The 21,642-nt window shown below is 62.3% G+C and carries 15 protein-coding genes; 9 read left to right on the top strand and 6 right to left on the bottom strand.

Annotated features, from left to right (window positions below):
* Window positions 1-6 precede the first annotated feature (6 nt).
* The 9 genes from VPH43_RS09520 to VPH43_RS09480 all read left to right on the top strand — a co-directional run bounded on the left by VPH43_RS09520 (window position 7) and on the right by VPH43_RS09480 (window position 15,224).
* Window positions 7-1,449 (top strand): mannose-1-phosphate guanylyltransferase/mannose-6-phosphate isomerase, encoded by a 1,443-nt coding sequence (locus VPH43_RS09520; protein WP_328577451.1) that lies wholly within the window; start codon window positions 7-9, stop codon window positions 1,447-1,449.
* A 9-nt stretch (window positions 1,450-1,458) separates the two neighbouring features.
* The gene (locus VPH43_RS09515) at window positions 1,459-2,610 is read left to right on the top strand and encodes a polysaccharide biosynthesis/export family protein (RefSeq protein ID WP_328577450.1); all 1,152 of its coding nucleotides are present in this window, start codon (window positions 1,459-1,461) and stop codon (window positions 2,608-2,610) included.
* A 29-nt stretch (window positions 2,611-2,639) separates the two neighbouring features.
* The gene (locus tag VPH43_RS09510) at window positions 2,640-5,015 is read left to right on the top strand and encodes an FkbM family methyltransferase (RefSeq protein WP_328577449.1); all 2,376 of its coding nucleotides are present in this window, start codon (window positions 2,640-2,642) and stop codon (window positions 5,013-5,015) included.
* Window positions 5,012-6,049 carry a glycosyltransferase family 4 protein gene (locus tag VPH43_RS09505; protein WP_328577448.1) on the top strand — a complete coding sequence of 346 codons (1,038 nt, stop codon included), beginning with the start codon at window positions 5,012-5,014 and terminating at the stop codon, window positions 6,047-6,049. Before VPH43_RS09510 ends, VPH43_RS09505 begins: the two co-directional genes overlap by 4 nt.
* Window positions 6,050-6,051: 2 nt before the next feature.
* Complete coding sequence (locus tag VPH43_RS09500; protein WP_328577447.1) at window positions 6,052-8,469, top strand: glycosyltransferase family 4 protein; 2,418 nt, start codon at window positions 6,052-6,054, stop codon at window positions 8,467-8,469.
* Window positions 8,466-9,008 (top strand): DUF4214 domain-containing protein, encoded by a 543-nt coding sequence (locus VPH43_RS09495; RefSeq protein ID WP_328577446.1) that lies wholly within the window; start codon window positions 8,466-8,468, stop codon window positions 9,006-9,008. The genes VPH43_RS09500 and VPH43_RS09495 overlap by 4 nt, the downstream gene beginning before the upstream one ends.
* Window positions 9,009-9,010: 2 nt before the next feature.
* Complete coding sequence (locus VPH43_RS09490; protein WP_328577445.1) at window positions 9,011-13,201, top strand: glycosyltransferase; 4,191 nt, start codon at window positions 9,011-9,013, stop codon at window positions 13,199-13,201.
* Window positions 13,202-13,273: 72 nt separating this feature from the next.
* Window positions 13,274-14,308 carry a GDP-mannose 4,6-dehydratase gene (gene gmd / locus VPH43_RS09485; RefSeq protein WP_328577444.1) on the top strand — a complete coding sequence of 345 codons (1,035 nt, stop codon included), beginning with the start codon at window positions 13,274-13,276 and terminating at the stop codon, window positions 14,306-14,308.
* 10 nt (window positions 14,309-14,318) lie between these two features.
* Window positions 14,319-15,224 (top strand): GDP-mannose 4,6-dehydratase, encoded by a 906-nt coding sequence (locus VPH43_RS09480; protein WP_328577443.1) that lies wholly within the window; start codon window positions 14,319-14,321, stop codon window positions 15,222-15,224.
* Window positions 15,225-15,250: 26 nt separating this feature from the next.
* On the opposite strand, the gene VPH43_RS09475 is transcribed toward VPH43_RS09480, so the two are convergent.
* The 6 genes from VPH43_RS09475 to VPH43_RS09450 form a co-directional block, all read right to left on the bottom strand.
* Entirely contained in the window at window positions 15,251-16,711 is a 1,461-nt protein-coding gene (locus tag VPH43_RS09475) for a glycosyltransferase family 4 protein (RefSeq protein WP_328577846.1), read from the bottom strand.
* 16 nt (window positions 16,712-16,727) lie between these two features.
* Window positions 16,728-17,381 carry an ABC transporter ATP-binding protein gene (locus VPH43_RS09470; RefSeq protein WP_328577442.1) on the bottom strand — a complete coding sequence of 218 codons (654 nt, stop codon included), beginning with the start codon at window positions 17,379-17,381 and terminating at the stop codon, window positions 16,728-16,730.
* Complete coding sequence (locus VPH43_RS09465) at window positions 17,378-18,106, bottom strand: ABC transporter permease (RefSeq protein WP_328577845.1); 729 nt, start codon at window positions 18,104-18,106, stop codon at window positions 17,378-17,380. Before VPH43_RS09465 ends, VPH43_RS09470 begins: the two co-directional genes overlap by 4 nt.
* Before the next feature lie 73 nt (window positions 18,107-18,179).
* Window positions 18,180-19,337 carry a hypothetical protein gene (locus VPH43_RS09460; protein ID WP_328577441.1) on the bottom strand — a complete coding sequence of 386 codons (1,158 nt, stop codon included), beginning with the start codon at window positions 19,335-19,337 and terminating at the stop codon, window positions 18,180-18,182.
* Window positions 19,338-19,345: 8 nt separating this feature from the next.
* A complete protein-coding gene (locus VPH43_RS09455; RefSeq protein WP_328577440.1) occupies window positions 19,346-20,470 on the bottom strand; it encodes a glycosyltransferase in 1,125 nt (374 codons plus the stop codon).
* The gene (locus tag VPH43_RS09450; RefSeq protein ID WP_328577439.1) at window positions 20,467-21,582 is read right to left on the bottom strand and encodes a glycosyltransferase family 4 protein; all 1,116 of its coding nucleotides are present in this window, start codon (window positions 21,580-21,582) and stop codon (window positions 20,467-20,469) included. The genes VPH43_RS09455 and VPH43_RS09450 overlap by 4 nt, the downstream gene beginning before the upstream one ends.
* Between the last annotated feature and the right edge of the window lie 60 nt (window positions 21,583-21,642).

Below are 21,642 nucleotides of genomic sequence, written 5' to 3'. Positions count from 1 at the left end.
TTCTCAATGAACTCATCGATCAACCTGCAACCGGTCATCATGGCAGGCGGTTCAGGCACCCGGCTGTGGCCGCTCTCGCGCGCACAGTTCCCGAAGCAGTTTCTGTCGCTGCTGGGCCAGCAAAGCCTCTTCCAGCAGGCAGCTCTGCGCCTGAAAGGGCTGGGCAGGGACTTCCTGCCCTCGGCGGATCCGATTGTGGTCGGCAACGAGGAGCACCGCTTCATGCTACTGGAGCAACTGCAAGCGGTGTCGCTGCAGCAGAGCCTGCTGATGTTGGAACCCTGTGGCAGAAACACAGCGCCTGCGGTTACCCTCGCAGCACTGCACGCACAGGAACAGGGTTTGGATCCGGTACTCGTCGTCTCCCCCGCGGATCAGACGGTGATCGACTTAACGGCCTTTACCGCTGCGCTGCGCAGCGCGGCGGAGGAGGCTGCTTCAGGCGGCATCGTCATCTTGGGTATCCCTCCCAGCGGCCCCGAAACCGGGTTCGGTTACATCCGCACCGAGGGTAGCGGCCCGGTGATGAAAGTGCTGCGCTTTGTTGAGAAACCCAACTTGCAGACTGCGCAACGGTATCTCGACGAAGGGCATCACTTCTGGAATAGCGGGATGTTCGTCATGCGCGCCTCGGTGTGGCTGCAGGCGCTCGGCGAATTCCGAGCCGATATCCTGGAGGCCACCCGGCGCGCCTTCGAGGCCGGCACGCGCGACAACAACATGCTGCGGCCCAACCCTGACCTCTTTTCGGCCGTTCCGGCCGAATCGGTGGACTATGCAGTCATCGAGCAATGCCCTGGCACCCGCTTCACCGTCTCGATGGTTCCCCTGGCTGCTGGCTGGTCGGATCTGGGTGCCTGGGACGCGGTGTGGCAGGTGGCGGACAAGAACGAGGACGGCAACGCCACCTTCGGTGACACGCTGATAGCTGACAGCCACAACGTCCTCATCCATGCAAGCAGCAGGCTGGTGGGCGCGGTCGGACTTGAGGACATCGTGATTGTCGAGACACCCGATGCCGTCCTCGTTGCCGACCGCAGGCGCGCCCAGGACGTGAAGAAAATCGTCGGCAAGCTGCAGGGCAGTGGCCGCACCGAGCAGCATTTGCATCGCCAGGTCCATCGTCCCTGGGGCTGGTATGACAGCATTGATGCAGGCCCTCGCTTCCAGGTAAAGCGGATCATGGTGAAACCCGGGGAGAGCCTCAGCCTCCAGATGCACCACCACCGTGCGGAGCACTGGATAGTGGTGTCGGGAACGGCCGAGGTTACCAACGGGGACAAAGTGATCGTCCTGACGGAGAACCAGAGCACGTACATTCCGCTCGGCGAACGCCACCGCCTTGCGAACCCCGGCAAGGTGCCGCTGGAGATCATTGAGGTCCAGTCGGGCTCCTACCTTGGCGAGGACGACATCGTTCGCTTCGAAGATCACTACGGCCGGCAGTGAGTATTGCCCATGCGACACACCGCTTCACGGCTGTTCATCCTTGCCCTCTGCGCCGCCTTGCTGTGCGGCTGTGCGCAACTGCCCAACGTCGGCCCCAGCCGCAAGGATGTGGAGCAGCATGCACCGACTGGTTCCATCCAGTTGGTTCAGCTGACGGGCGATGTGACGCAGCGACTGCTTGTTGAACGCCGGCAGCGACTGTTTTCCGAGGCCTTGGGGGCTGCGTCGGCGCGTTACAGCGGCATTGGCCCTGGCGACGCCCTGGAGGTGAACATCTGGGAGGCGCCGCCGGCCACGCTGTTCGGTGGTGCGGCTTCCGAGCTGCGCGGTTCACTTGCTGCAAGCCGGGGCACCGCCCTTCCGGAGCAGGTGGTCGACCGTGATGGCAACATCGTGGTGCCGTTCGCAGGCAAGGTGTCCGTCCGAGGCCGGACGATCTCGGAGATAGAGGCCGACATTACCGGTCGTCTCAAAGGCAAGGCCAACAAGCCTGAAGTGATCGTGCGGCAGACCCGCAACAGCACTTCAACGGTAACAGTGGTGGGCGAAGTGGCAACCAACACCAAGCTACAGCTCACACCAGCGGGGGAAAAGCTGCTGGATGCGCTCGCCGCAGCAGGCGGGGTGCGGCAGCCGGTCAGCAAAGTCACAATTCAGGTGACACGCGGATCGCAGTATTTCGCACTGCCCTTGGACACGGTTATTCGAGACCCACGGCAGAACGTCCCCTTGTGGGCGGGCGATGTCGTGACGGCCATGGTGCAACCTCTGAGCTTCACAGCCCTGGGGTCTACCGGGAAGAACGAGGAGGTGAACTTCGAAACGCCTGGCATCTCGCTCGCCCAGGCTCTGGCCCGCGCTGGCGGACTCATCGATTCACGCTCTGACGTTCAAGGGGTCTTCGTTTTTCGGTTCGAGCCGTCTGGGGCATTGGACTGGCCTCGCCAGCCGGTATCGACAACGGCTGACGGTCAAGTGCCAGTGGTGTATCAGCTTGACATGAAGGATCCGACCAGTTTCTTCCTCATGCAGAACTTCGCAATGAAGGACAAGGACATCCTCTACGTGTCGAACGCACCCGCCGCAGAGCTGCAGAAGTTCCTGAACATCGTCTTCTCAGTCGCCTACCCTGTGCTTACGGCGGTCCAGACCACCAAGTAGATCGGTGCCTCGCGACGGTTCCCAACACCATGCCGATCTCCTATGCGCAAAACTTCGAGGACGTGATGCTGCTGCGCGCACTCGGCCACGTGCCGCAGGGGTTCTATATCGATGTCGGTGCGCAGGACCCGATCGCGGACTCGGTCAGCATGGCGTTCTACGAACTGGGATGGCGCGGCATCCACGTCGAACCCACGCCGGCCTACGCGCGGGCCCTGCGCGATGCGAGGCCGGATGAGACGGTGATCCAGGCGGCCGTCAGCGAGCAGACGGGGCTCCTGACACTCTACGATGTGCACCACACCGGACTCAGCACGTCGGATGCTGCCTTGGCTGAAAACCATCGATCGGCCGGCTATGGCAGCACCCCGATCGCCGTGCCCTGCGTCACCCTGGCGTCGATCTTCGAAGTGTGCGGCAACCGCGACGTGCACTGGCTGAAGATTGATGTCGAAGGCATGGAAGCGAGCGTCATTCGCAGTTGGGAGCCTTCGGAGCAGCGGCCTTGGATACTTGTGGTTGAGGCTACGCGGCCTCGAAGCAAGGAGCTGTCCTACGAGGATTGGGATCCCCTGGTTGTCCAGTTAGGCTACCAGTTTGTGTACTTCGACGGCCTCAATCGCTTCTATGTCTCGGAGCGGCACCCCGAACTGGTTGAGTCCTTGCAGGTCCCACCGAATGTCTTCGACGGCTTTTCGCTGTCGGGTCTTTCTGCCCATAGCTTCTGCGACACCGTCAAGGCAGCGGAGGCCCATGCCCGGGCACTCGCGGCGCAAGCCGAGGAGCAAGCGGCGCAGGAGCAGCAAAAGTCGCGCGCCTGTGAAGAGCGTGTCCGGAGCATTGAAAAGGCTGCGGAAGCGGCTGCCGAAGCCGCCGCAGAGGTGCCTGCACTGCGTGAGTCGCTCTCCGAGTCGCGCGAGGAACTGGCCCGGGTTCGGCAGCAGCAAGTTGCCGAACTTGCCTACCACCAGGAGCAGTTGGCGGCGCTGCGCGAGCAGAGCCAAGCCGATCTGCTTGAGATGTCGGCCCGGCGCGAACTTGCGGATGCACAAAGGGCGGAGATTGAGGCCCGCATGGGCAGGACCGAGGCACTGCTGGCGGCTGCGCGCGAGCAGGTCATGCATCTGGAAGAAGCCCAACGCCTCCTCGAGCAGCGATTGAGCTTGGAAAGCTCGCAGCATGCCGATCTCTTGGCCAAGGCTCACGCACAGCTTCGGAGGGAGACCGAGCGTCGCGAGGCGTTGGAGCACGAGAGCGCTGAAACCTCGGCGAAGGCAGCCGAAGCGACGCGCCAAGCCCAGTTGCTGGAGCACCGGTTGTCCCTCCAGCAGCAGCATGCTCTGGTCCAGGAGGCAGAGGCTGTCAACGCGCTGCATGCCGTTTCCGATGCAGCAGATCGACGCGTGGCGCAGTTGCAAGAGCAGCACGCCGCGACTCTGCAACGGCAAAGGCGCCAAATGGACGACCTCGTGGCGGGCCTGCAGACACAGCTTGTGTCAGCCGAGCGATCGCTTCGACAAGCCCGGGACGAGGCCGTACGTCATGAAGCAGTTGTCCTGGCGCGGCTCGAGGCATCGCGACAACGGCTCCCTCTGACGTCCAAAAGGGCCGATGGCCATATCCGAACACCAGACGAGAGGGCTGACATGCTCCCTGCCGCACACTCGGCCGACACGCCGGCTTCTTCGCTGGAGGCCTTGCTGGCCCTACATGACGAGCGCTTCGTGCGCGCTGCCTACGCCACCGTGTTGGGCCGACAAGCCGACGCCAGCGGCCTTTCGAACTTTCTTACGCAAGTGCGGGCGGGCGTCAGCAAGGAAATTGTCGTCGCGCAGTTGGCGATGTCCTCTGAGGGCCGGTCGAGAGGCGTCAGCCTTCCAGGCCTCGCCGAGTTGCTCCGGCGTGTTCCGACCCGCCCCCTGTCGCTCTGGTCACGAGCGGTGCGAAAGATGATGCGAGGGTCGCTGCTGCCCGTGGAGGACAAGCTACGTAGCTTGGAGAATCGCCTGGCTGTCCAGCAGGAGGAATACGCGCAGGCCGCGGAATCCGTTGCGCAGACGCTTTCAAGCCGGATTGACGACATCGGCCACGCCTTGGCGGCAGCGGCGGAACGTTCGAATCACCGATCGACGCTGCTGGAGGACCGAATCGGCGAACTCGCTCAGCATCTCGAAGATCAGCACCTGCGCAGCCTTGAGGCGCTCCGGGCGGTGGAAGATGAACTCGGCCGGATCGTGCACCAGCTTGCCCTGTTCGGTGCCGATATGGATCGGCTGTCCGCTGGCCATGCGCCGGCCAGCGGCTCTTCACAGGACCCTTCTCCCGCACGCACCGGTCATGCGGCCGCTGCGCAGACTCTTGCATTAGTGCGCCGGCGTATCACGGGAGAGGCGTCTCAGCCGTGAAAGTGGCCATTGCGACGGTGCAGGTGCCCTTCATTAATGGAGGCGCGGAGATCATGACCCAAGGGTTGCTTGATGCACTCAGGGCGGCAGGACATCGCACCGAGGTCGTCACCCTGCCCTTCCGGTTCGGGCCTCCTGCGGCGGTCCGGGAGAACATGGACTGGTGGCAAGCACTCGATTTCGACGGTTTCGATTGCGGCGCGATCGACCGGGTCGTGGCTCTGAAATTCCCGGCCTTCTACCTTCGCCACCCGGAGATGCGGGTGTGGTTGATGCACCAGCATCGCTCCGTCTACGAGCTGTTCGACACGCCGTTCGGAGAAAGGTCGGATCATCTGGACAGTGTGCGCTTCAAGGACGAGGTGGCCCTTCGGGATACCAAAGCGCTCCGCGCAGCGCGTGCGGTTTTCACTATCTCCCGGACCGTTGGCGAGAGACTCACGCGCTTCAACGGGATCGCATCAACGCCTCTGTACCAACCGCCCCACTTCGCCGACCAGTTCATCGCTGGAGAGGACATGCCGTATGTCTTCTGTCCCAGCCGACTTGAGTCACTGAAGCGACAATCCCTGCTGCTGCGGGCCATGGCTCACGTCCGACCACCCGTGTATGCGTTTTTTGCAGGTGAAGGCGGTCAATCGCAGGAACTGCGGCGCCTGTCCGAAGAGCTAGGCCTACAGCACCGCGTGCGCTTCCTCGGACAAATTCACGACCAAGAGAAGATTCGGTACTACAGCAATAGTCTTGCCGTATTCTTCGGCCCGCTCCATGAGGACTACGGTTTCGTGACTCTCGAAGCGATGTTGTCGTCCAAGCCCGTCATCACCTGTGTGGACTCGGGGGGGCCAACAGAGTTCGTGGTCGACGGCCAGACAGGACGCGTGGTGGCTCCGGACGAACATGCCGTCGCTGAAGCAATCAACGGCCTCTGGGCGAACCGTCAAGCGGCAAGGGAGATGGGCAGGAACGGTCGGGCTCACTACATGTCAATGGACATTTCGTGGGACAGCGTCATCGACGCGTTGACCTGCTAGGCATGCAGATGAACATCGCTTTGGTGGCTCCGAGCCCAGTTCCCTTCGTCCTTGGTGGCGCCGAGCACCTCGCACTTGGCCTGCAGCGCTTCATCAATGAGCAGACAGCGCACCGCTGCGAGCTCTTTAAGGTCTCGGTGCTAGAGCACAATCTGCCAGACCTCTTGATGTCTTACCGCACTTTCTCGCGGCTGGATCTTTCCTCGTTCGACCGAGTCGTGTCCACGAAGTATCCGTCGTGGATGGTGCAACATCCATCGCACGTCGTCTACATGCTCCACACCCTTCGTGGGCTGTATGACGCATACCACTTCATGAATCAGCCGCTGGAGTGCGACTACGACACTCCCCACGCGCAACGCGTCCGTGACGAGATGCACAGGATCCGTAGCAGCGGGGAGACCGGCCGCGAGGCGCTGGAGCGCTTCTTCGACCTCGTGCAGGAAGGCTTGGGCGGCGGCCAACTGTCATCGAGCTTCACGCGGTTCCCCGGACCTTTCGCGCGCGACGTGGTCCACTTTCTCGATGGCTTTGCAATGCAACCGGCCCGGATGGCCGGATATGCGGCTATTTCCCGGACTGTCCGCGACCGTGCGGGCTACTTTCCAGCCGGACAGCAAGTATCTGTGCTGTACCCGCCCCCTCGTCTCGAAGGCTTTCGTTGTGGCGGCGATGACTACCTCTTCACGATAAGCAGACTCGACGTGCCGAAGCGCGTCCGCCTATTGATCGAAGCGATGTGCCACGTGAAAGCGGACATTCCCTTGCTCATCGGAGGTACAGGGCCTGACGAGCCCGCGCTGCGCCATCTGGCAGGGAATGACCCCCGTATTCGATTCCTTGGCCCTCTGACCGACTCCCAAGTCCTGGACTTGTATGCGGACGCGCTCGTCATTCCGTTCGTCCCGTACGACGAGGACTACGGGCTCATCACACTGGAGGCGATGATGAGTGGGAAGCCCGTGCTCACCGTTGCGGATGCGGGTGGTGTGAACGAGTTCGTCGTTGACGGAGAGACCGGGCTATGCGTTCCGCCGGAACCACTCGCCATTGCCTCTGCGATCGATAAGCTGTGCGAGGATCGATCCGCGGCGCGGCGCATGGGCGAGGAGGCCCGCCGGCGCGTGGGGAAGATCGGGTGGCGGACGGTCGTAGAGGGCCTGCTTGGCCAGGAACTCGCGCCCGCTCCTCGAGCGCGCCGGGTGCTCGGACGTCAGTGGCCGCACCGGCCGCGCATGGTGGTCACGGTCACGTTTCCCGTCCATCCCCCGAGGGGGGGAGGACAGTCGCGGGTGTTTCACCTGTACCGACATCTCGCTCGGCATTTCGACATCACCCTCGTCACGCTGGGACCTGCAGACCAGCCACGATTCGATGCTCAAATTGCACCGGGCCTGCGAGAGATCCGAATTCCCAAGACGGAGGCGCACCAGGCGTACGAGAACCAACAAAGCCAGTCTGTCGGATGGATCCCCGTGACCGATATCGTGGCCGCGATGGCTCTACACCTGACCCCCGCTTATGGAGAGACGCTCGAGGCCTGCGTACGTGAAGCGCATGTTCTGGTCGCATGCCATCCATACTTGGCCAGGGAGATGTGCAAGCACAAGCCCGGATTGCCGCTGTGGTATGAGGCTCAAGACGTCGAATGGACGCTGAAGCAGCAAATGCTCGGGACGTCGGGCGCAGCGCTCGAACTGGCCGAAGTGGTCCGGTCCGTGGAGGCCGAAGCTTGGCACGCTGCGGAATTCGTCTTCGCCTGCACAGCGGAAGACTTGCAAGCGCTTACCGGACTCTATGGTCCGACTCGAGCCAGCCAGCTTGTCGTTCCAAACGGCTTTGCAGAGGACGAAGTGCGCTTCACGCCTCCCCTCGTGCGCCAGCGTCTCGCCAAGGTGGTAGGCCTTTCGGGCCGCAGCGTACTCTTCATGGGCAGCTGGCACGGGCCGAATTTCGAAGCCATGGACCACGTCCGCGCCTACGCCGAGGCGCTCCCCGACGTTTCCTTCCTGATCGTCGGAAGCGTCGGTCTGAAGTACGCCGGCAGCGAGATGCCGAGCAACGTGAAGCTACTAGGTGTCGTAGACGACGAAGAGAAGCAAGTGCTGCTATCGGCGGCCGACGTCGCGGTCAACCCTATGCTGTCCGGTACCGGAAGCAACTTGAAGATGTTCGACTACCTGGCCGCTGGCCTGCCCGTCGTCTCGACACCGTTCGGCGCACGCGGAATCGACATCCAGCCGGGTCGGCACTACATCGCGTCAGAAACCCAGGACTTCCCAGTCGCCCTGATGGACTGTTTCATCCGCGGCATCGACGAATCTCTTGTCAGGAACGCCAGTGACTTCGTGCGCGAACACTATGCCTGGAACGTGATCGCCGAACGAGTCCACGCCCATCTGCGAGAACACCTTCTGTGAGCCAGCGCCTACCCCCGCCTGATCGGCTGACGCTCGCCGGACCGGCCAAGCTCTCGGAGCTCCTGGCGCTTCACGACGAGTCTTTTGTCCGCGCCGCCTACCTCGCGATACTGGGCAGGCCCGCCGACCCAGGCGGCCTTGCCAACTACCTCTCGCAGGTGCGCAGCGGCATCCCCAAGCTCGAAATCGCCGCCGAACTAGCCACATCGGCCGAGGCCCGACGCCACGCGGCAGCGCTTGAGGGGCTCGAGAAGGTATTGCGTCGGCCTTGGTTGAACCCGCACTCCATGTTCTGGCGAGCGTTCCGACGGTGGCGGCGCGCACGGAGCGCGTGGCGAGTGCAGGCACACCTGAATCGCATCGAAAACGAGTTGGGTGCGCTCAGGCAGGAGGGGCTACCGTCACACCGCCTTGCTGATGGGTATCACCCCACCCAGTCCATGGACACAATACCAGCGGCCGGGATCGAGCATCTCAACGAACGCGCTCGGATGCTATATGGTCGCATGGCCTTGCTGCGCGAGACGTCGGGGAACTGAACATGCGCATTGTCGTTGACTTCCAAGGTGCTCAATCGAGTGGATCCCGTCAGCGTGGCATCGGCAGGTACAGCACGTGGCTGACCAAAGCGCTTCTGCAGATCCGCGGGCAGCATGAGGTCCTTCTCGCGGTGAGCGATGCGTTCGGTGAGGCCATCGACGAGATTCGATCCGAGTTCCATGGATTGCTGCCGCAAGAGAACATACGTGTGTGGTCACCCGTTGGCCCAACCGCACATGTCGCCGCACAGAACGAATGGAACCGGCGCAGCGCGGAACTGCTGCGCGAGGCCTTTCTGGCCTCTCTGGAGCCCGATGTAGTGCTGGTCACCAGCCTGATGGAGGGGCTGATTGACAATGCCGTCACCAGCGTGGGCCGGTTCGCAAGATTGCCAACGGCCGTCGTACTCTATGACCTCATTCCACTCGTTCATGACGACATCTACTTGAAAGATGCCGGCACGCGCGCCTGGTACGAGGGCAAGCTGGACGACATGCGCCGCGCCGACTTGCTGCTCGCCATCTCGCAGTCGTCAAGGGACGAGGGCATCCGGTACTTGGGACGCTCCAGTGAGGACTGCATCTCCATTTCGACTGCAACGGATCCCTCGTTCAGACCCGTTGTCATCGCTCCAGCGACCGAACGCCAGCTTCGCAGCCGATATGGCTTGGCGCGGCAGTTCGTCATGTACACCGGTGGCATCGACCACCGTAAGAACATCGAAGGACTGCTCAGGGCTTTCGCGTCGCTGCCATCGTCTTTGCGCGACACCCACCAGTTGGCAGTGGTCTGCGCCATTCATGCCACGGATCGAGAGCGCCTCGGCAAGCTCATGGGGCAGCTCGGCTTGGGAAAGGACCAGGTGGTTTTCACCGGCTTCATTCCCGAGGCTGACTTGGTTGCGCTATACAACCTCTGCAAGCTGTTCGTCTTTCCCTCCTGGCACGAAGGGTTCGGTCTGCCTGCGCTGGAAGCCATGGCGTGTGGGCGGGCAACGATCGCGGCGGACAGCTCCAGTCTGCCCGAGGTCATCGGCGACCCAGAGGCACTTTTCGACGCGCATGACGACGCCGCAATGGCACGCACGATCGAACGATTTCTCAACGACCCCCTGCTACGCAAGCGGCACGAACGGCGCGCGCTGACGCAGGCTGCGCGCTTCAGCTGGAATGCCACCGCCCAACGAGCCTTGGCGGCGCTGGAGCAACTGCACGCCCGTAAGAAGACGACCGCCGTCAAGCCGATGTTTGGCCTGCCGGCACGGCGTCTGCGGCTGGCGTACGTCTCGCCCCTCCCGCCCGAGCGCAGCGGTATCAGCGACTACTCCGCCGAACTGCTGCCGCAGCTGCGGCGTTATTTCGACATTGAACTTGTCGCAGCGCAATCCGAGGTGAGCCCTGCCGTCGCCGTTGCCGGCAGTCCCGTGCGCAGCGTGGACTGGTTCCTTCGTAACAGCCACCGCTTCGACAGGGTCGTCTACCACCTCGGAAACTCGGTGTTCCACCTGCACATGTTCAGCCTGATTGAGCAGGTGCCGGGCGTGGTGGTACTGCACGACTTCTACCTCGGCCATGTGATGGAGGCGCTGGAAGGCACCGGCCGGTCGCCGGGTGCCTGGACGCGCGCACTGTACGAGTCACATGGATCACTTGCGGCGGCTGAACGCTTCCTTCACGAATCGCACGACGTCGTCTGGAAATATCCCTGCAGCCGGTTCGTCTTCGAGCAGGCGATCGGTGTCGTCGTTCATTCGCACGCCTCTGTCCGCTTGGCCGAGGATTGGTATGGCGCAGAGGCGGCCCGTCGCTGTGCGGTGATTCCGCTGCTTCGACAACCCGCTGGCATGCTGGACCGCAAGGCGGCCAGGAGGGCGTTGAACCTGCCCGAAGACGCTTTTGTGGTCTGCAGCTTTGGACTGCTGGGGCCCACCAAGCTCAACGATCGTTTGCTGGACGCGTGGCTGTCATCCACACTTAGCGCCCTTCAAGACTGCTATCTGATTTTTGTCGGTGACAACCATCCAGGCGACTACGGCCGCTCCCTCCAATCCCGTATCGCTGCAACCCCCGCGGCGGCCCGTGTCCGGATCACCGGTTGGACAGACGCAAAGACCTATCGCCTGTATCTCCACGGGGCGGACGCGGCGGTCCAGCTGCGATCGTTGTCGCGCGGGGAGACGTCCGCGGCGGTTCTTGACTGCATGAACCACGAGCTGGCCACAATCGTCAATTCGCACGGCAGCCTCGCGGATCTGCCCGACGATATGGTCGTCAAGGTACCTGACGACTTCGACGACCGGGCCTTGTCCGGGGCGTTGGAGGCGCTCTATGAGAACGGCGGACGCCGTGTGCAGATCGGCCAAAAGGCGAGGGAGCACATCCTGTCGACTCACTCACCAAAAGTCTGTGCGGAGCAGTACCTCCACACGATCGAGCGCTTCTACCAGGCTGCCGAAAACGAGCTGCAGGCGCTCAACGCAATGCTTGCGCGCCTCGATGAAGGCCAAGCCGACCCGCGCTGGTGGTCCGATCTAGCACGAGCCGAAGAACTGGCCTTCAGGCCTCGTCCCACACCGGCGCGCCAGCTGCTGGTCGACGTTTCGGAGCTGGTGCACCACGACGCCGGTACCGGTATTCAGCGCGTTGTCCGCAACATCCTCGAACACTGGCTCTGTCAGCCCATGAAAGGCTTCCGTGTAGAGCCTGTATATGCCGAAGCAGGGCGGGCGGGCTATCGATACGCTCGCAACCTATCTTTGCGCATGCTGCAGGCGCCGGCCGCCCCCCTCCCCGACGCCCCGATCAGCTTTGGCGCCGGCGACGTGTTCGTGGGCCTGGATTTCCAGCCGTTTGTTATCCCGGCCCAGCGGTCGTTCTACCGGCAGATGATGCGGCACGGCGTCACTGTGAAGTTCGTGGTGTACGACCTGCTCTCCCTGTCCATGCCCGAGCACTTCCCCGAAGGCGCCGAGGCTGCGTTCCAGCGATGGCTCGAGGTGGTCGCGGAGAGCGACGGCGCCATCTGCATCTCGCGGGCGGTGGCCGAAGAGCTACCTGAATGGCTCGCTCGGCAGCAGGTGGTGCGCCGGCGCCCCTTACCTATCGACTGGTTTCATCTTGGCGCGGATCTTCCCCAAACGGCCACTATCGGCACGAGCCTGCTCTCGGCTCCGCTGCGCGCGCTGCTCGAGAAGGGGCCGACGTTCTTGATGGTTGGGACTTTGGAGCCGAGAAAGGGACATGCCGACGTCCTCCAGGCGTTCGAGGCCACCTGGGCACGCGGGTCCGTTGCGAAACTGGTCATCGTAGGCAAGGAAGGCTGGAAGTCAGAGAAACTGGCGGGTCGGATACGCAATCACGCAGAACGGGGACGTCTGCTCCATTGGTTCGAACGCGTCAGCGATGCCGATCTCGCGCGCCTTTACGGCCTCGGCAGCGCGCTGATCGCCGCGAGCCTCGGTGAGGGCTTTGGCCTGCCGGTGATCGAAGCGCAGCTTCACGGGTTACCGGTCATCGCCCGCGACATCCCGGTGTTCCGGGAGGTTGCATCCGAGGACGCGACGTTCTTCCGCAGCGAGCGGGACCTCTCGCTCATCCTCCAAAGCTGGGGCTCACCACGAGTTGCCCGCGACACCAAGGTGCGGGTAGCCCGATTGACATGGCAACAAAGTGCAGAAGCGCTGGCAGAGGCTGTCTTTTCACCTCTACACCATGCCCAGTGGGAACCTGACGAGGTGCTCCGCTTTAGTGCGGGCGACTACCGGCTGAAAACCGAAGTGGGCATCCGGGACGGCGCGCGAATGCGAAGCGACGGCCGCAAGGGATTTCTGGTGTACGGGCCCTTCCAAGCACTCGCTCGCGGCACCTACAGCGTTAGCATCTGGGGCAGCGCTGGCGGTGCGGGCTTGCAACAGGCCTATGCCGACGTAGTCACCGACCATGGCGCCATACGCTTGGCAGCTGAAGCGATCTCTCCAGGCCAGGGCGGCCAGGCGGAGGTGGCCAGACTCCTGGTTAGGCTCGACGCCGCTTGCCGCGATCTGGAAGTCCGGGTGTGGACCCCTGACGACGCTGATATATCGCTGTCCGGCATTGAGATTGCACCGGCGCCCGAAGATCTCCTGACGGACGTCTGCCTGCCTCAGCAGCCGGGCTCCCCAAGTTCCTTGAACGGCCGCGTCGAAGCTTTCTGAACGGAATCCACAAACGCGGCGGCCGTCCGCCAGCCAGTCCTTTCCAATCTCTAACAACCGACAATTCATCTCATGAAGCGAGCGATCATCACCGGCATCACCGGGCAGGACGGTGCCTACTTGGCTGAACTGCTGCTGGAGAAGGGCTACACCGTCTATGGCACCTACCGGCGTACCAGCTCGGTGAACTTTTGGAGAATCGAGGAGCTTGGCATCGTGAAGCACCCGAATCTTCATCTTGTCGAGTACGACCTCACCGACCTTGGCGCGAGCATCCGCCTCCTGCAAACGACCGAGGCGACGGAAATCTACAACTTGGCGGCGCAGAGCTTCGTCGGCGTATCGTTCGAGCAACCGGTGACGACGGCGAAGATCACGGGTATCGGCCCAGTCAACCTGCTCGAAGCCATTCGCATCGTCAATCCGGGCATCCGCTTCTATCAGGCAAGCACCTCGGAGATGTTTGGCAAGGTGCAGGCGATCCCGCAAATCGAGTCCACGCCGTTCTACCCTCGCAGCCCCTACGGAGTGGCGAAGCTCTATGCCCACTGGATGACCGTCAACTACCGCGAGAGCTACGGCATCTTCGGCAGCAGCGGGATACTGTTCAACCATGAGTCTCCGCTGCGCGGACGCGAGTTTGTGACCCGCAAGATCACCGACTCCATCGCAAAGATCAAGCTGGGGCAACTCGACGTCCTCGAACTCGGCAACATGGACGCCAAGCGAGACTGGGGATTCGCTAAGGAATATGTCGAAGGCATGTGGCGCATGCTTCAGGCAGATTCCCCGGACACTTATGTCCTGGCTACCAACCGGACTGAAACCGTCAGGGATTTCGTCGCCATGGCCGCGAAAGCGGCCGGTATCGCGTTGGTCTTTAAAGGCGAAGGCGAGAAGGAAGTCGCGATCGACTCGCAAAGCGGCAAGACGGTTGTCCGTGTGAATCCGAAGTTCTACCGGCCGGCGGAGGTGGATCTTCTGATCGGCAACCCGGAGAAAGCAACCCGGGAACTGGGCTGGAGTCCGACAACCGGGCTGGAGCAACTGTGCCACATGATGGTGGAGGCGGACCTGCGGCGGAACACAGCGGGCTTCTCCTTCTAAAGTGCAGAGCATGAGCAAGAAGGTGCTGGTGACCGGGGCCGATGGCTTCACGGGCCGTTACTTGGTTCGACGGCTCGCTGCCGCCGGCCATGAGGTCCATGGTTTGGTGCACCATAGCCCGACCATGCCCGTCGAGGGGGCCACCTCGGTCCTGCAGGCAGACCTCCGGGACGCCGAGGGACTGGCCCGGATGGCCAAGGCAATGCAGCCCCAATGGGTTGCGCATCTGGCGGCCATCGCCTTTGTTGCCCACGGCGATGCCGATGCGATGTATGCCACCAATCTCGTGGGTACCCGCCATCTGCTGGAAGCGCTGGTCTCCTGCGGCACATTGCCCGAGGCAGTCCTCTTGGCGAGCAGCGCCAATGTGTATGGCAACAGCACCGAGGGAAGCCTCGACGAATCAAGTGATCCGGCGCCCGCGAACGACTACGCTGTCAGCAAGCTGGCGATGGAGTACTTGGCGCGCCTATATGCCTCACGCCTGCCTCTGATCGTGACGCGGCCTTTCAATTACACAGGCGTAGGCCAATCCGAATCCTTCCTCCTACCCAAGATCATCTCGCATGTCCGGCGCCGTGCGGCGCTGATCGAACTGGGTAATCTCCATGTCGCGCGGGACTTCTCGGATGTCCGGATGGTGGTCGAGGCCTATGCGCGACTCCTTCAGACACCGGCAGCCACGGGGGGAACGTTCAACGTCTGCTCCGGCCGGGCTTACACGCTCCAGGAGGTGCTGGACATGGTGAAGCGCTTGTCCGGTCACCCCTTCGAAGTGCGCGTGAACCCCGCCTTCGTCCGAAGCAACGAGGTCACGGTGCTTCTAGGGGATCGCCGACGGCTTGACGAATGCATCGGACCACTTGAGCCCATCGCGCTTCAAGATACCCTTGACTGGATGCTTCGGGCTCCGTGATCGCGAATGCGACTACAGAGCCCGCTTCAACGAGGCAGGCGCTCGAAGAACGCCTGCCACATCGGCGCAATCCGATCGGGCAGATACCTGGCCGCCGTCACGGCCCCCGCCTTGCGCATTTCATCCCGCCGTTGCGATGCTGCTTCGTCGAGCAGTCGCTCGACCACGTTGGCAAGCTCAGTCGCCGAGTAAGGGTCAAAGTACTCCGCTGCGTCACCGCACACTTCCCGGTGCACCTCGATGCCAGAGGCGGCCACCACACCACCACAGCGCATCGCCTCGACCCCGGAATAGCCAAAGCCTTCGGCATAGCTGGGACAAACTGTCACGCCGGCATGTCGATACAGCACTCGCATCTCATTGGCCGGCACGCCTCTCAGCAGGCACAGGTCGCCACGCGCAATCCAGTGCCACATCCGGGAGACTAGGCCCTCGCTGTCCCATCCGATGGCGCCCACCAGCACCAGTTTCAGCCGCGGCATGCGCCGCTTGATCTGCTCCCATGCTTGCACCAGCGTCTCGTGGTTCTTCCGTGGCTCTAGCGTCGACACCATCAGCAGGTACGGATCACCCTGCGCCCACTCTGACCCGAGCGCCGGGGCGCTAGCCTCTGCAGGCAGCCAGCGGTGCTTGCGCACGATGTCGGCGATGCTGGCTGCCTCGGACGATTCCTCGAAATAGTCGTGCGACAGCATGCAGGGGATCGTCACTGCACGGTCCCCGAGGTCTGGGAAGGTGGCAAGCAGGTCCTTCCGCGTCGCCTCCGAGCAACAGACGAAATATGCGCCGCTAGCAACATTGCTGCGCAACGCATGGTAGTGGAGCGCTTGGTGATGGACCGTATGGACGATGGTGTGCGGAAGCAGTAGCGGCACAGCGTCGAAGTAACGAACGACCAGCGTGGTGCCAGGCGACACATTGCACGGATAAGGCGTCATCGCCAGCATCACGTCGAAGCCTCGCGTGTCGAGACCCGGGTAATACGGGCCGCCAATGCTGCGCGTCGCGAGAGCGGCCGCATGCATCGCCCCGTAGGGCCACCGACAGACCCGGTAGTCCGCCCTTGTGATCTGATCGAAGTCCTCGGATGGTAGGGACTTGGAGAACAATCCTCTCCAGAGAAAGTCCTTGAACCGCTCCGGATCGAACCGGGTCAGCCGGTGCTTGGCGCGAAGCACGCAGGCGGCGAGCAACAACGCTGGTGGCGCCAGACGGCGGACTCGAGCGAGCACGCGGCCGACTCTTCCCATCGGCGGAGCAGCCTGCGGGGCCGCTTGCAAACCAATGACAACGCGCGATAGGCGATCGATGACTTCATGCGGTTCACGCGGCCGCTTATCAATTGCCGGAGGCAGGAACTGGCCGCTGCTCTGGAGCAGGCCGACTGTCTCAATGCCCGCCAAGCGGCCCAGGCCACGGAACAGCAGTCTCGTCTCCTGCGGGATGCCTGCATAACCATGCAACGCCGGTCGCAATTCGACGAGCACCTTCAAGGGCGGCCTCTCACAGCGTCGCGGTTTGATAGAACTCGTACGCCGCATCCACGGAGTCGAACGAGTGAAGCCGCCCCTGGTGCAGCACGCACGCACTCTCGCAGTAGCGTCGGATCTCCTCGGGCTGGTGCGACACGAGGATGAAGGCTCGATCTTTGCGCTTAACAAAGAGCTCGTTGTGACAGCGCTCGTGGAAGCGAGCATCGCCCACCACCATGGTCTCGTCGATCAGGAAACAGTCGAATTCCACCGCCATGGACAGCGCGAACGCCAGTCGCGTCGCCATGCCCATGGAGTAATGGGAAACCGGCTCGCGAAAGTACACCCCCAATTCGGTGAACTCCTCGACGAACTGAACCTTAGGCCGGTAGTCCACGCCATAGATGCGGCACACGAACTTCAGGTTGTCAAGCCCCGTCAGGTGCGGCTGGAAAGCACCCCCAAAGGCCAGCGGCCAGGAGACCGTCATCCCGCGGCGGATCCTGCCGGATGTCGGGCGTTCCGCACCGCTAAGCATTCGGATGAGCGTGGACTTGCCTGCGCCGTTGCGGCCAAGGATACCGACGTTTCGCCCGCGATCGAGCTTCATATTGATGTGGTCCAGCACCAGCCGATTGCCGTGGCGGGTGCGGTACGTCTTGCAAACGTTCTCGATGGAGATCATGGTGCCTGCACCCGGCGGCTGGCATCCCGGGCGAGGAAGAGCCCCACCAGATTCATGACCAGACAGATCGCGGCCATGTACGGGATGTCGTAGTGCGTCTTGACCGTATTGCCGAAGAACCCTTCTCGGACCATCTCCACGCCATGCACCATGGGCAGCAACAGCACCACCTGTTGCGCCGGCTTAGGCAGCCACTCAACCATGAATGCCGCCCCTGACAAGGGAAAAAGCAGGTAAGAGGTTGGGTGCCACACGCGGTCCACGAGTTCGGAATAGGCCATCGCAGACCCGAGCAGGAGACCCAGGGATGCGCCGAACCAGGCGAGCATCAACCAGCCGCCAATGACGGTCATCATGTCCACCGGCGGCTTCATCATGTTCAACGAGATGAACAGCACGGAGAGGAGCATGAACGAAGCGGTGGCGCCGGCCAGTTCCAAAAGAATGCGGGTGATGAAGAGATCGACCACCTGAACGTTGCGGTGGTAAAGCAAGTTGAAGTTCTGGGAGATGGCAGCGTTGCACTTGCTGGCCGTGTTGCGCCACATCAGTACGGAGGAATAGCCCGTGATGGCAAACGCGACGATCGGAATGCCAGAGCCATGGCTCAAGCCTGCGGCGGACCACAGCGCAGCGACCCCAAGAGTGAACAGGGCCGGCTCACCGATCAACCACAGCACGCCTAGATTCTCCCGGCCGAAGCGGGTGATTACCTCGCGCATCATGAGGGCGCGGACCACGCGCCACTGAACACGCAGCGCCTTTAGGAGGGAACCGTCGGTCACGATCGGGCACCGCTCAGTCGGTGTGCTCTCGCACGCTGGCGAGGACGAGGCTGACCACCCCCCAAAGAATCATCCCTAGCGCAAAGACGACCAAGATAGACCTGGTCCGCTTAGGCTCCTCCGCCTTGTCCGGCAGATTCGGTTGGACAAGCCGTTCTAGGTAAAGCTGTTTGCGCTGGGCCTCGTTGCGCGCCGTTTCCAGTGCGGCCAACGACGTGGCGAGCTGCCGTTCGGCGAAGGTCTTCTCCAAGACGAGCCTGTCGTACTCTGACGCCTTCGTGGTGAATGAACCCTTTGTGCCTGTTACCTGTGCCGTTTCAGCTGCCACCGCCAGGCGAAGCGATTCAACGCGCGCCCGGATCACCGGAATCTGCGGGTTGCTCGGGGACACCTGTCGCAGTTGGGCGAGTTCCGTTTCCGCTCCACGCAGCTCTTCCTTGATCTTGGCGACGCTTTGCAGTTCCAGGCCGGCCTGACGTTCGGGATCAAACAGGGACTGGCGGTTGCGATAACCCGAGAGCGCCAGAGACGCGGTCTTGGCGCGTTCTTCGGCTTCGCGGACCTCCTTCTGCGCCGTTCCGATGAGGTCCTGCCGACTGCGGTTGTTCAGGTTGTTGACCAGTCGCTCGCCCATCTGGAGCAGAAGGTCGTTGAACCGCCGAGCGTCTTCGGCCGTGTAAGCCCGCACATACAGCACTGAAATGGAGGAAACGGTGTCGTAGTCGACCGTCACATGCTTTCTATAGTGCTTGTAAAGCGCCTCGAAGCTGTCGTCCCACGACACGCCAGGGAACCGGTTGAAGACATCGATGCGATCTGATGAGAACGCCTTTTTCACGTCAAGCTGACGGTCCAGTTCGTGGAGGGCATCGCGGGACAGCACATAGTCATGGACGGAATAGGTGTCATCCTGAGCCCGGGTGAAACCGGTGCTCTGCAGCAGCGCACCGATGGTGGACTGCGCCTGTCGCTGAGGGTTCTTGATGACGAAGCGAGATTCGGAGATGTAGACGTCCGAAGCTACAACGCCGAAGTACAGGATCGCCAAGAACGTCGGGATCAAGACCGCGAATACGAACACACGGTTCAATTGCTTAAGCGGCGCAAGCCACCAGCTCGTGGCAGCAGCAGACTGATTGACCTGGGAGAGCTCAGCAACGTTGGTTTCCAAAACCGATCCTAAAAACAGTGGCCCAATCGGGAATACAGCGCCGTGGTCCGTTCCAGCATGACCTCGGCCGTCAGGTGCTCCTCGAAGCGTTGTCTCGCTTGATTTCCGAGCTGCGATGCATACGCCGAGTCCCCCACGAGGCGGCCTATGGCACAGGCCAATGCCTGTGCGTCACCCACTGGCACAGTGAGTCCTGTCACCCCCGATTGGTTCACCCAAGGCACCGCGGAGCCCGGAATATCGGTGGTGATGACCGGTTTGCTCATTGCCATGGCTTCGAGCAGCGCCACACCATAGGCCTCGGCACGCTCGGTGGAGGGCAGGCAGAACACCTCCGCAGCCGCAAAATAGCTGCTTAGATCTTGCGAGGCGATATAGCCCACAAAGGAAACCTTGTCCGCCAGCCCACGCGACATCGCAGCTTCGCGGTAAGAAGCGAGCAGTTCTCCTCCGCCGCCGATGATGATAACGCAGTCATCAGGCAAGGCCGTTGCCGCCCGAAGCAGCACGTCGAATCCCTTGTAGTACGTCATGCGGCCCAGGGAGAACACGATCTTGCGATGGCCAAACCGCTTGCGAATGCGCTCCACCGCCTCCGGGTCGGGGGAAGGCGCCGCAGAAATTCCGATGGGGATGACCACCGTCTTGTTAGTCCACGCCTGCAGCCAAGGCGACGTCTCCGCATATGCATTCGATGTCGCGACGATCGCATCTGCGCGCCGCAGAACCCATGACTGCAAGGGACGATAGAGTTGCAACGCCCGCTTTTGCCTCACGACGTCACTGTGCCAATGAACCACAACCCTCCCCTGAGGCCGGGCAAGCCACAAGGACAGCGCCGCCATGGGGTCCGGCATATGGACATGGACAATGTCGGCGCTCCGACTCATGCTTCGGAGCAGGCCGGGCATGGCTGGAGCGACGGAGGTGGAGAGTACCCTCGTCCAAGCCCCGGCACGAACAATTCGGTAGCCGGAAACGGCCCGCTCTTCGTACGTATGCCGCTCCAATCCTGCACAAAGCACAGCGACGTCTATCCCCCGCCTGCGCAGTCCTTCGGTGATTTCCCAGGCGACAGTTTCCATCCCGCCCGGCACCGGCGGATAGAACTTGCAGACTTGAAGAATCTTCATGCCTGTCTGGTGTCGTCAGTCCAATGGACGGACGACACACTCGATAACAGGCGGGACGCGACCGCATCCCAGGTAAAGCGTGCGCTGTGTCGGCGTCCAGCGTGGGCGAGCGCGACTCTCAATGACGGATCGCCGGCAAGGCGGTGCATCGCTTCCGCGAGTTGCGGTGCGCACGCCTCCTCGACGTAGAACGGGGCCTCACCGCAGGACTCCGGGATCGCGGCCGTGCGCGTTGTGATCACCGGGCAACCGCAGGACATCGCCTCCAGCGGAGGGAGTCCAAAACCCTCGTACCGAGATGGAAACACAAGGGCAGCCGCGTGTTCGTACAGCGCCTTGAGTGAGGCATCGTCCACTGCCCCCGCATGTACGATTCGGGCGTCCGTCCCCAGAACCTCGGCTCTAGAGAAGACCTCCGGCCGATGACTCCCGACGATGACGAGCTTCAAGTCAGGTCGGTCCGCAAGCTTGGTGAAGGCCTCCACGACGGCAGAATGGTTCTTGTTGACATTGGCGCTGCCCACCACGATGAAGTAGTGGCCAGGGATGAGTCGAAGCCGCATCAGAACCTTGCCATCCGCGGTCACGGCGGAAAAGTGATCAGCCCCGCAGCCCAGCAGCGCCACGCGCTGCAGCGTTAACGGCAGGTGCTCCATCAGCCGTCCCTTCGAAAACTCGGACACGGTCGCGACGAACGCTGCCTTCCCAGCCAGTCGACGAAAAAGGAAGCGGTACCACCAGACAAAGACTCGCCTATAGGCGCCGGGACGGTCGAAAACCGCCGCGTCGTAAAAGGTGCAGGCCTGCACGTGCTTCAACCACGGCGCCGACCCAGACAAGCTCAACAAGGGCGCTCCCTTGGTTACCCATGGAAGGAGAAGTTGCTCCCAGCCGTGCAGCCCAAGCATGCTGGCGCCAGTGATCACCCGGGTTTCGATGCATTGCAGGGTGGGTGCTCGGCGCCGGTCAGGACACAGAAGCACCCAGTGGGTCGACTTCGCCGTTTGCCGCTGCAATAGTCGATCCAAAGCTGCAACGGTGTTGTGAGCCGCCCTCTGAACGCCAGTTGTAGGTTGGGCGGTAAATTTGCCATTGATGTAGACAGTGTTCAAGCGAAATAGCAGCGTGGCTCCAGAGGATCAACGACAATTATCGGTTGCGGCCAGGATCTT

The organism is Ideonella sp. BN130291, assembly GCF_036231905.1.
Classification (GTDB): domain Bacteria; phylum Pseudomonadota; class Gammaproteobacteria; order Burkholderiales; family Burkholderiaceae_C; genus CAMLIZ01.
Note: the sequence above shows the minus strand (reverse complement) of the source record. Positions and strands in the feature narration are given on the sequence as shown.

What these genes read in the sequence shown, in the direction of transcription:
- VPH43_RS09520 (WP_328577451.1), top strand. Translation starts at nt 7, where the DNA reads ATGAACTCATCGATCAACCTGCAACCGGTCATCATGGCAGGCGGTTCA.
- VPH43_RS09515 (WP_328577450.1), top strand. Translation starts at nt 1,459, where the DNA reads ATGCGACACACCGCTTCACGGCTGTTCATCCTTGCCCTCTGCGCCGCC.
- VPH43_RS09510 (WP_328577449.1), top strand. Translation starts at nt 2,640, where the DNA reads ATGCCGATCTCCTATGCGCAAAACTTCGAGGACGTGATGCTGCTGCGC.
- VPH43_RS09500 (WP_328577447.1), top strand. Translation starts at nt 6,052, where the DNA reads ATGCAGATGAACATCGCTTTGGTGGCTCCGAGCCCAGTTCCCTTCGTC.
- VPH43_RS09490 (WP_328577445.1), top strand. Translation starts at nt 9,011, where the DNA reads ATGCGCATTGTCGTTGACTTCCAAGGTGCTCAATCGAGTGGATCCCGT.
- gmd (WP_328577444.1), top strand. Translation starts at nt 13,274, where the DNA reads ATGAAGCGAGCGATCATCACCGGCATCACCGGGCAGGACGGTGCCTAC.
- VPH43_RS09480 (WP_328577443.1), top strand. Translation starts at nt 14,319, where the DNA reads ATGAGCAAGAAGGTGCTGGTGACCGGGGCCGATGGCTTCACGGGCCGT.
- VPH43_RS09470 (WP_328577442.1), bottom strand. Translation starts at nt 17,381, where the DNA reads ATGATCTCCATCGAGAACGTTTGCAAGACGTACCGCACCCGCCACGGC.
- VPH43_RS09465 (WP_328577845.1), bottom strand. Translation starts at nt 18,106, where the DNA reads ATGATGCGCGAGGTAATCACCCGCTTCGGCCGGGAGAATCTAGGCGTG.
- VPH43_RS09455 (WP_328577440.1), bottom strand. Translation starts at nt 20,470, where the DNA reads ATGAAGATTCTTCAAGTCTGCAAGTTCTATCCGCCGGTGCCGGGCGGG.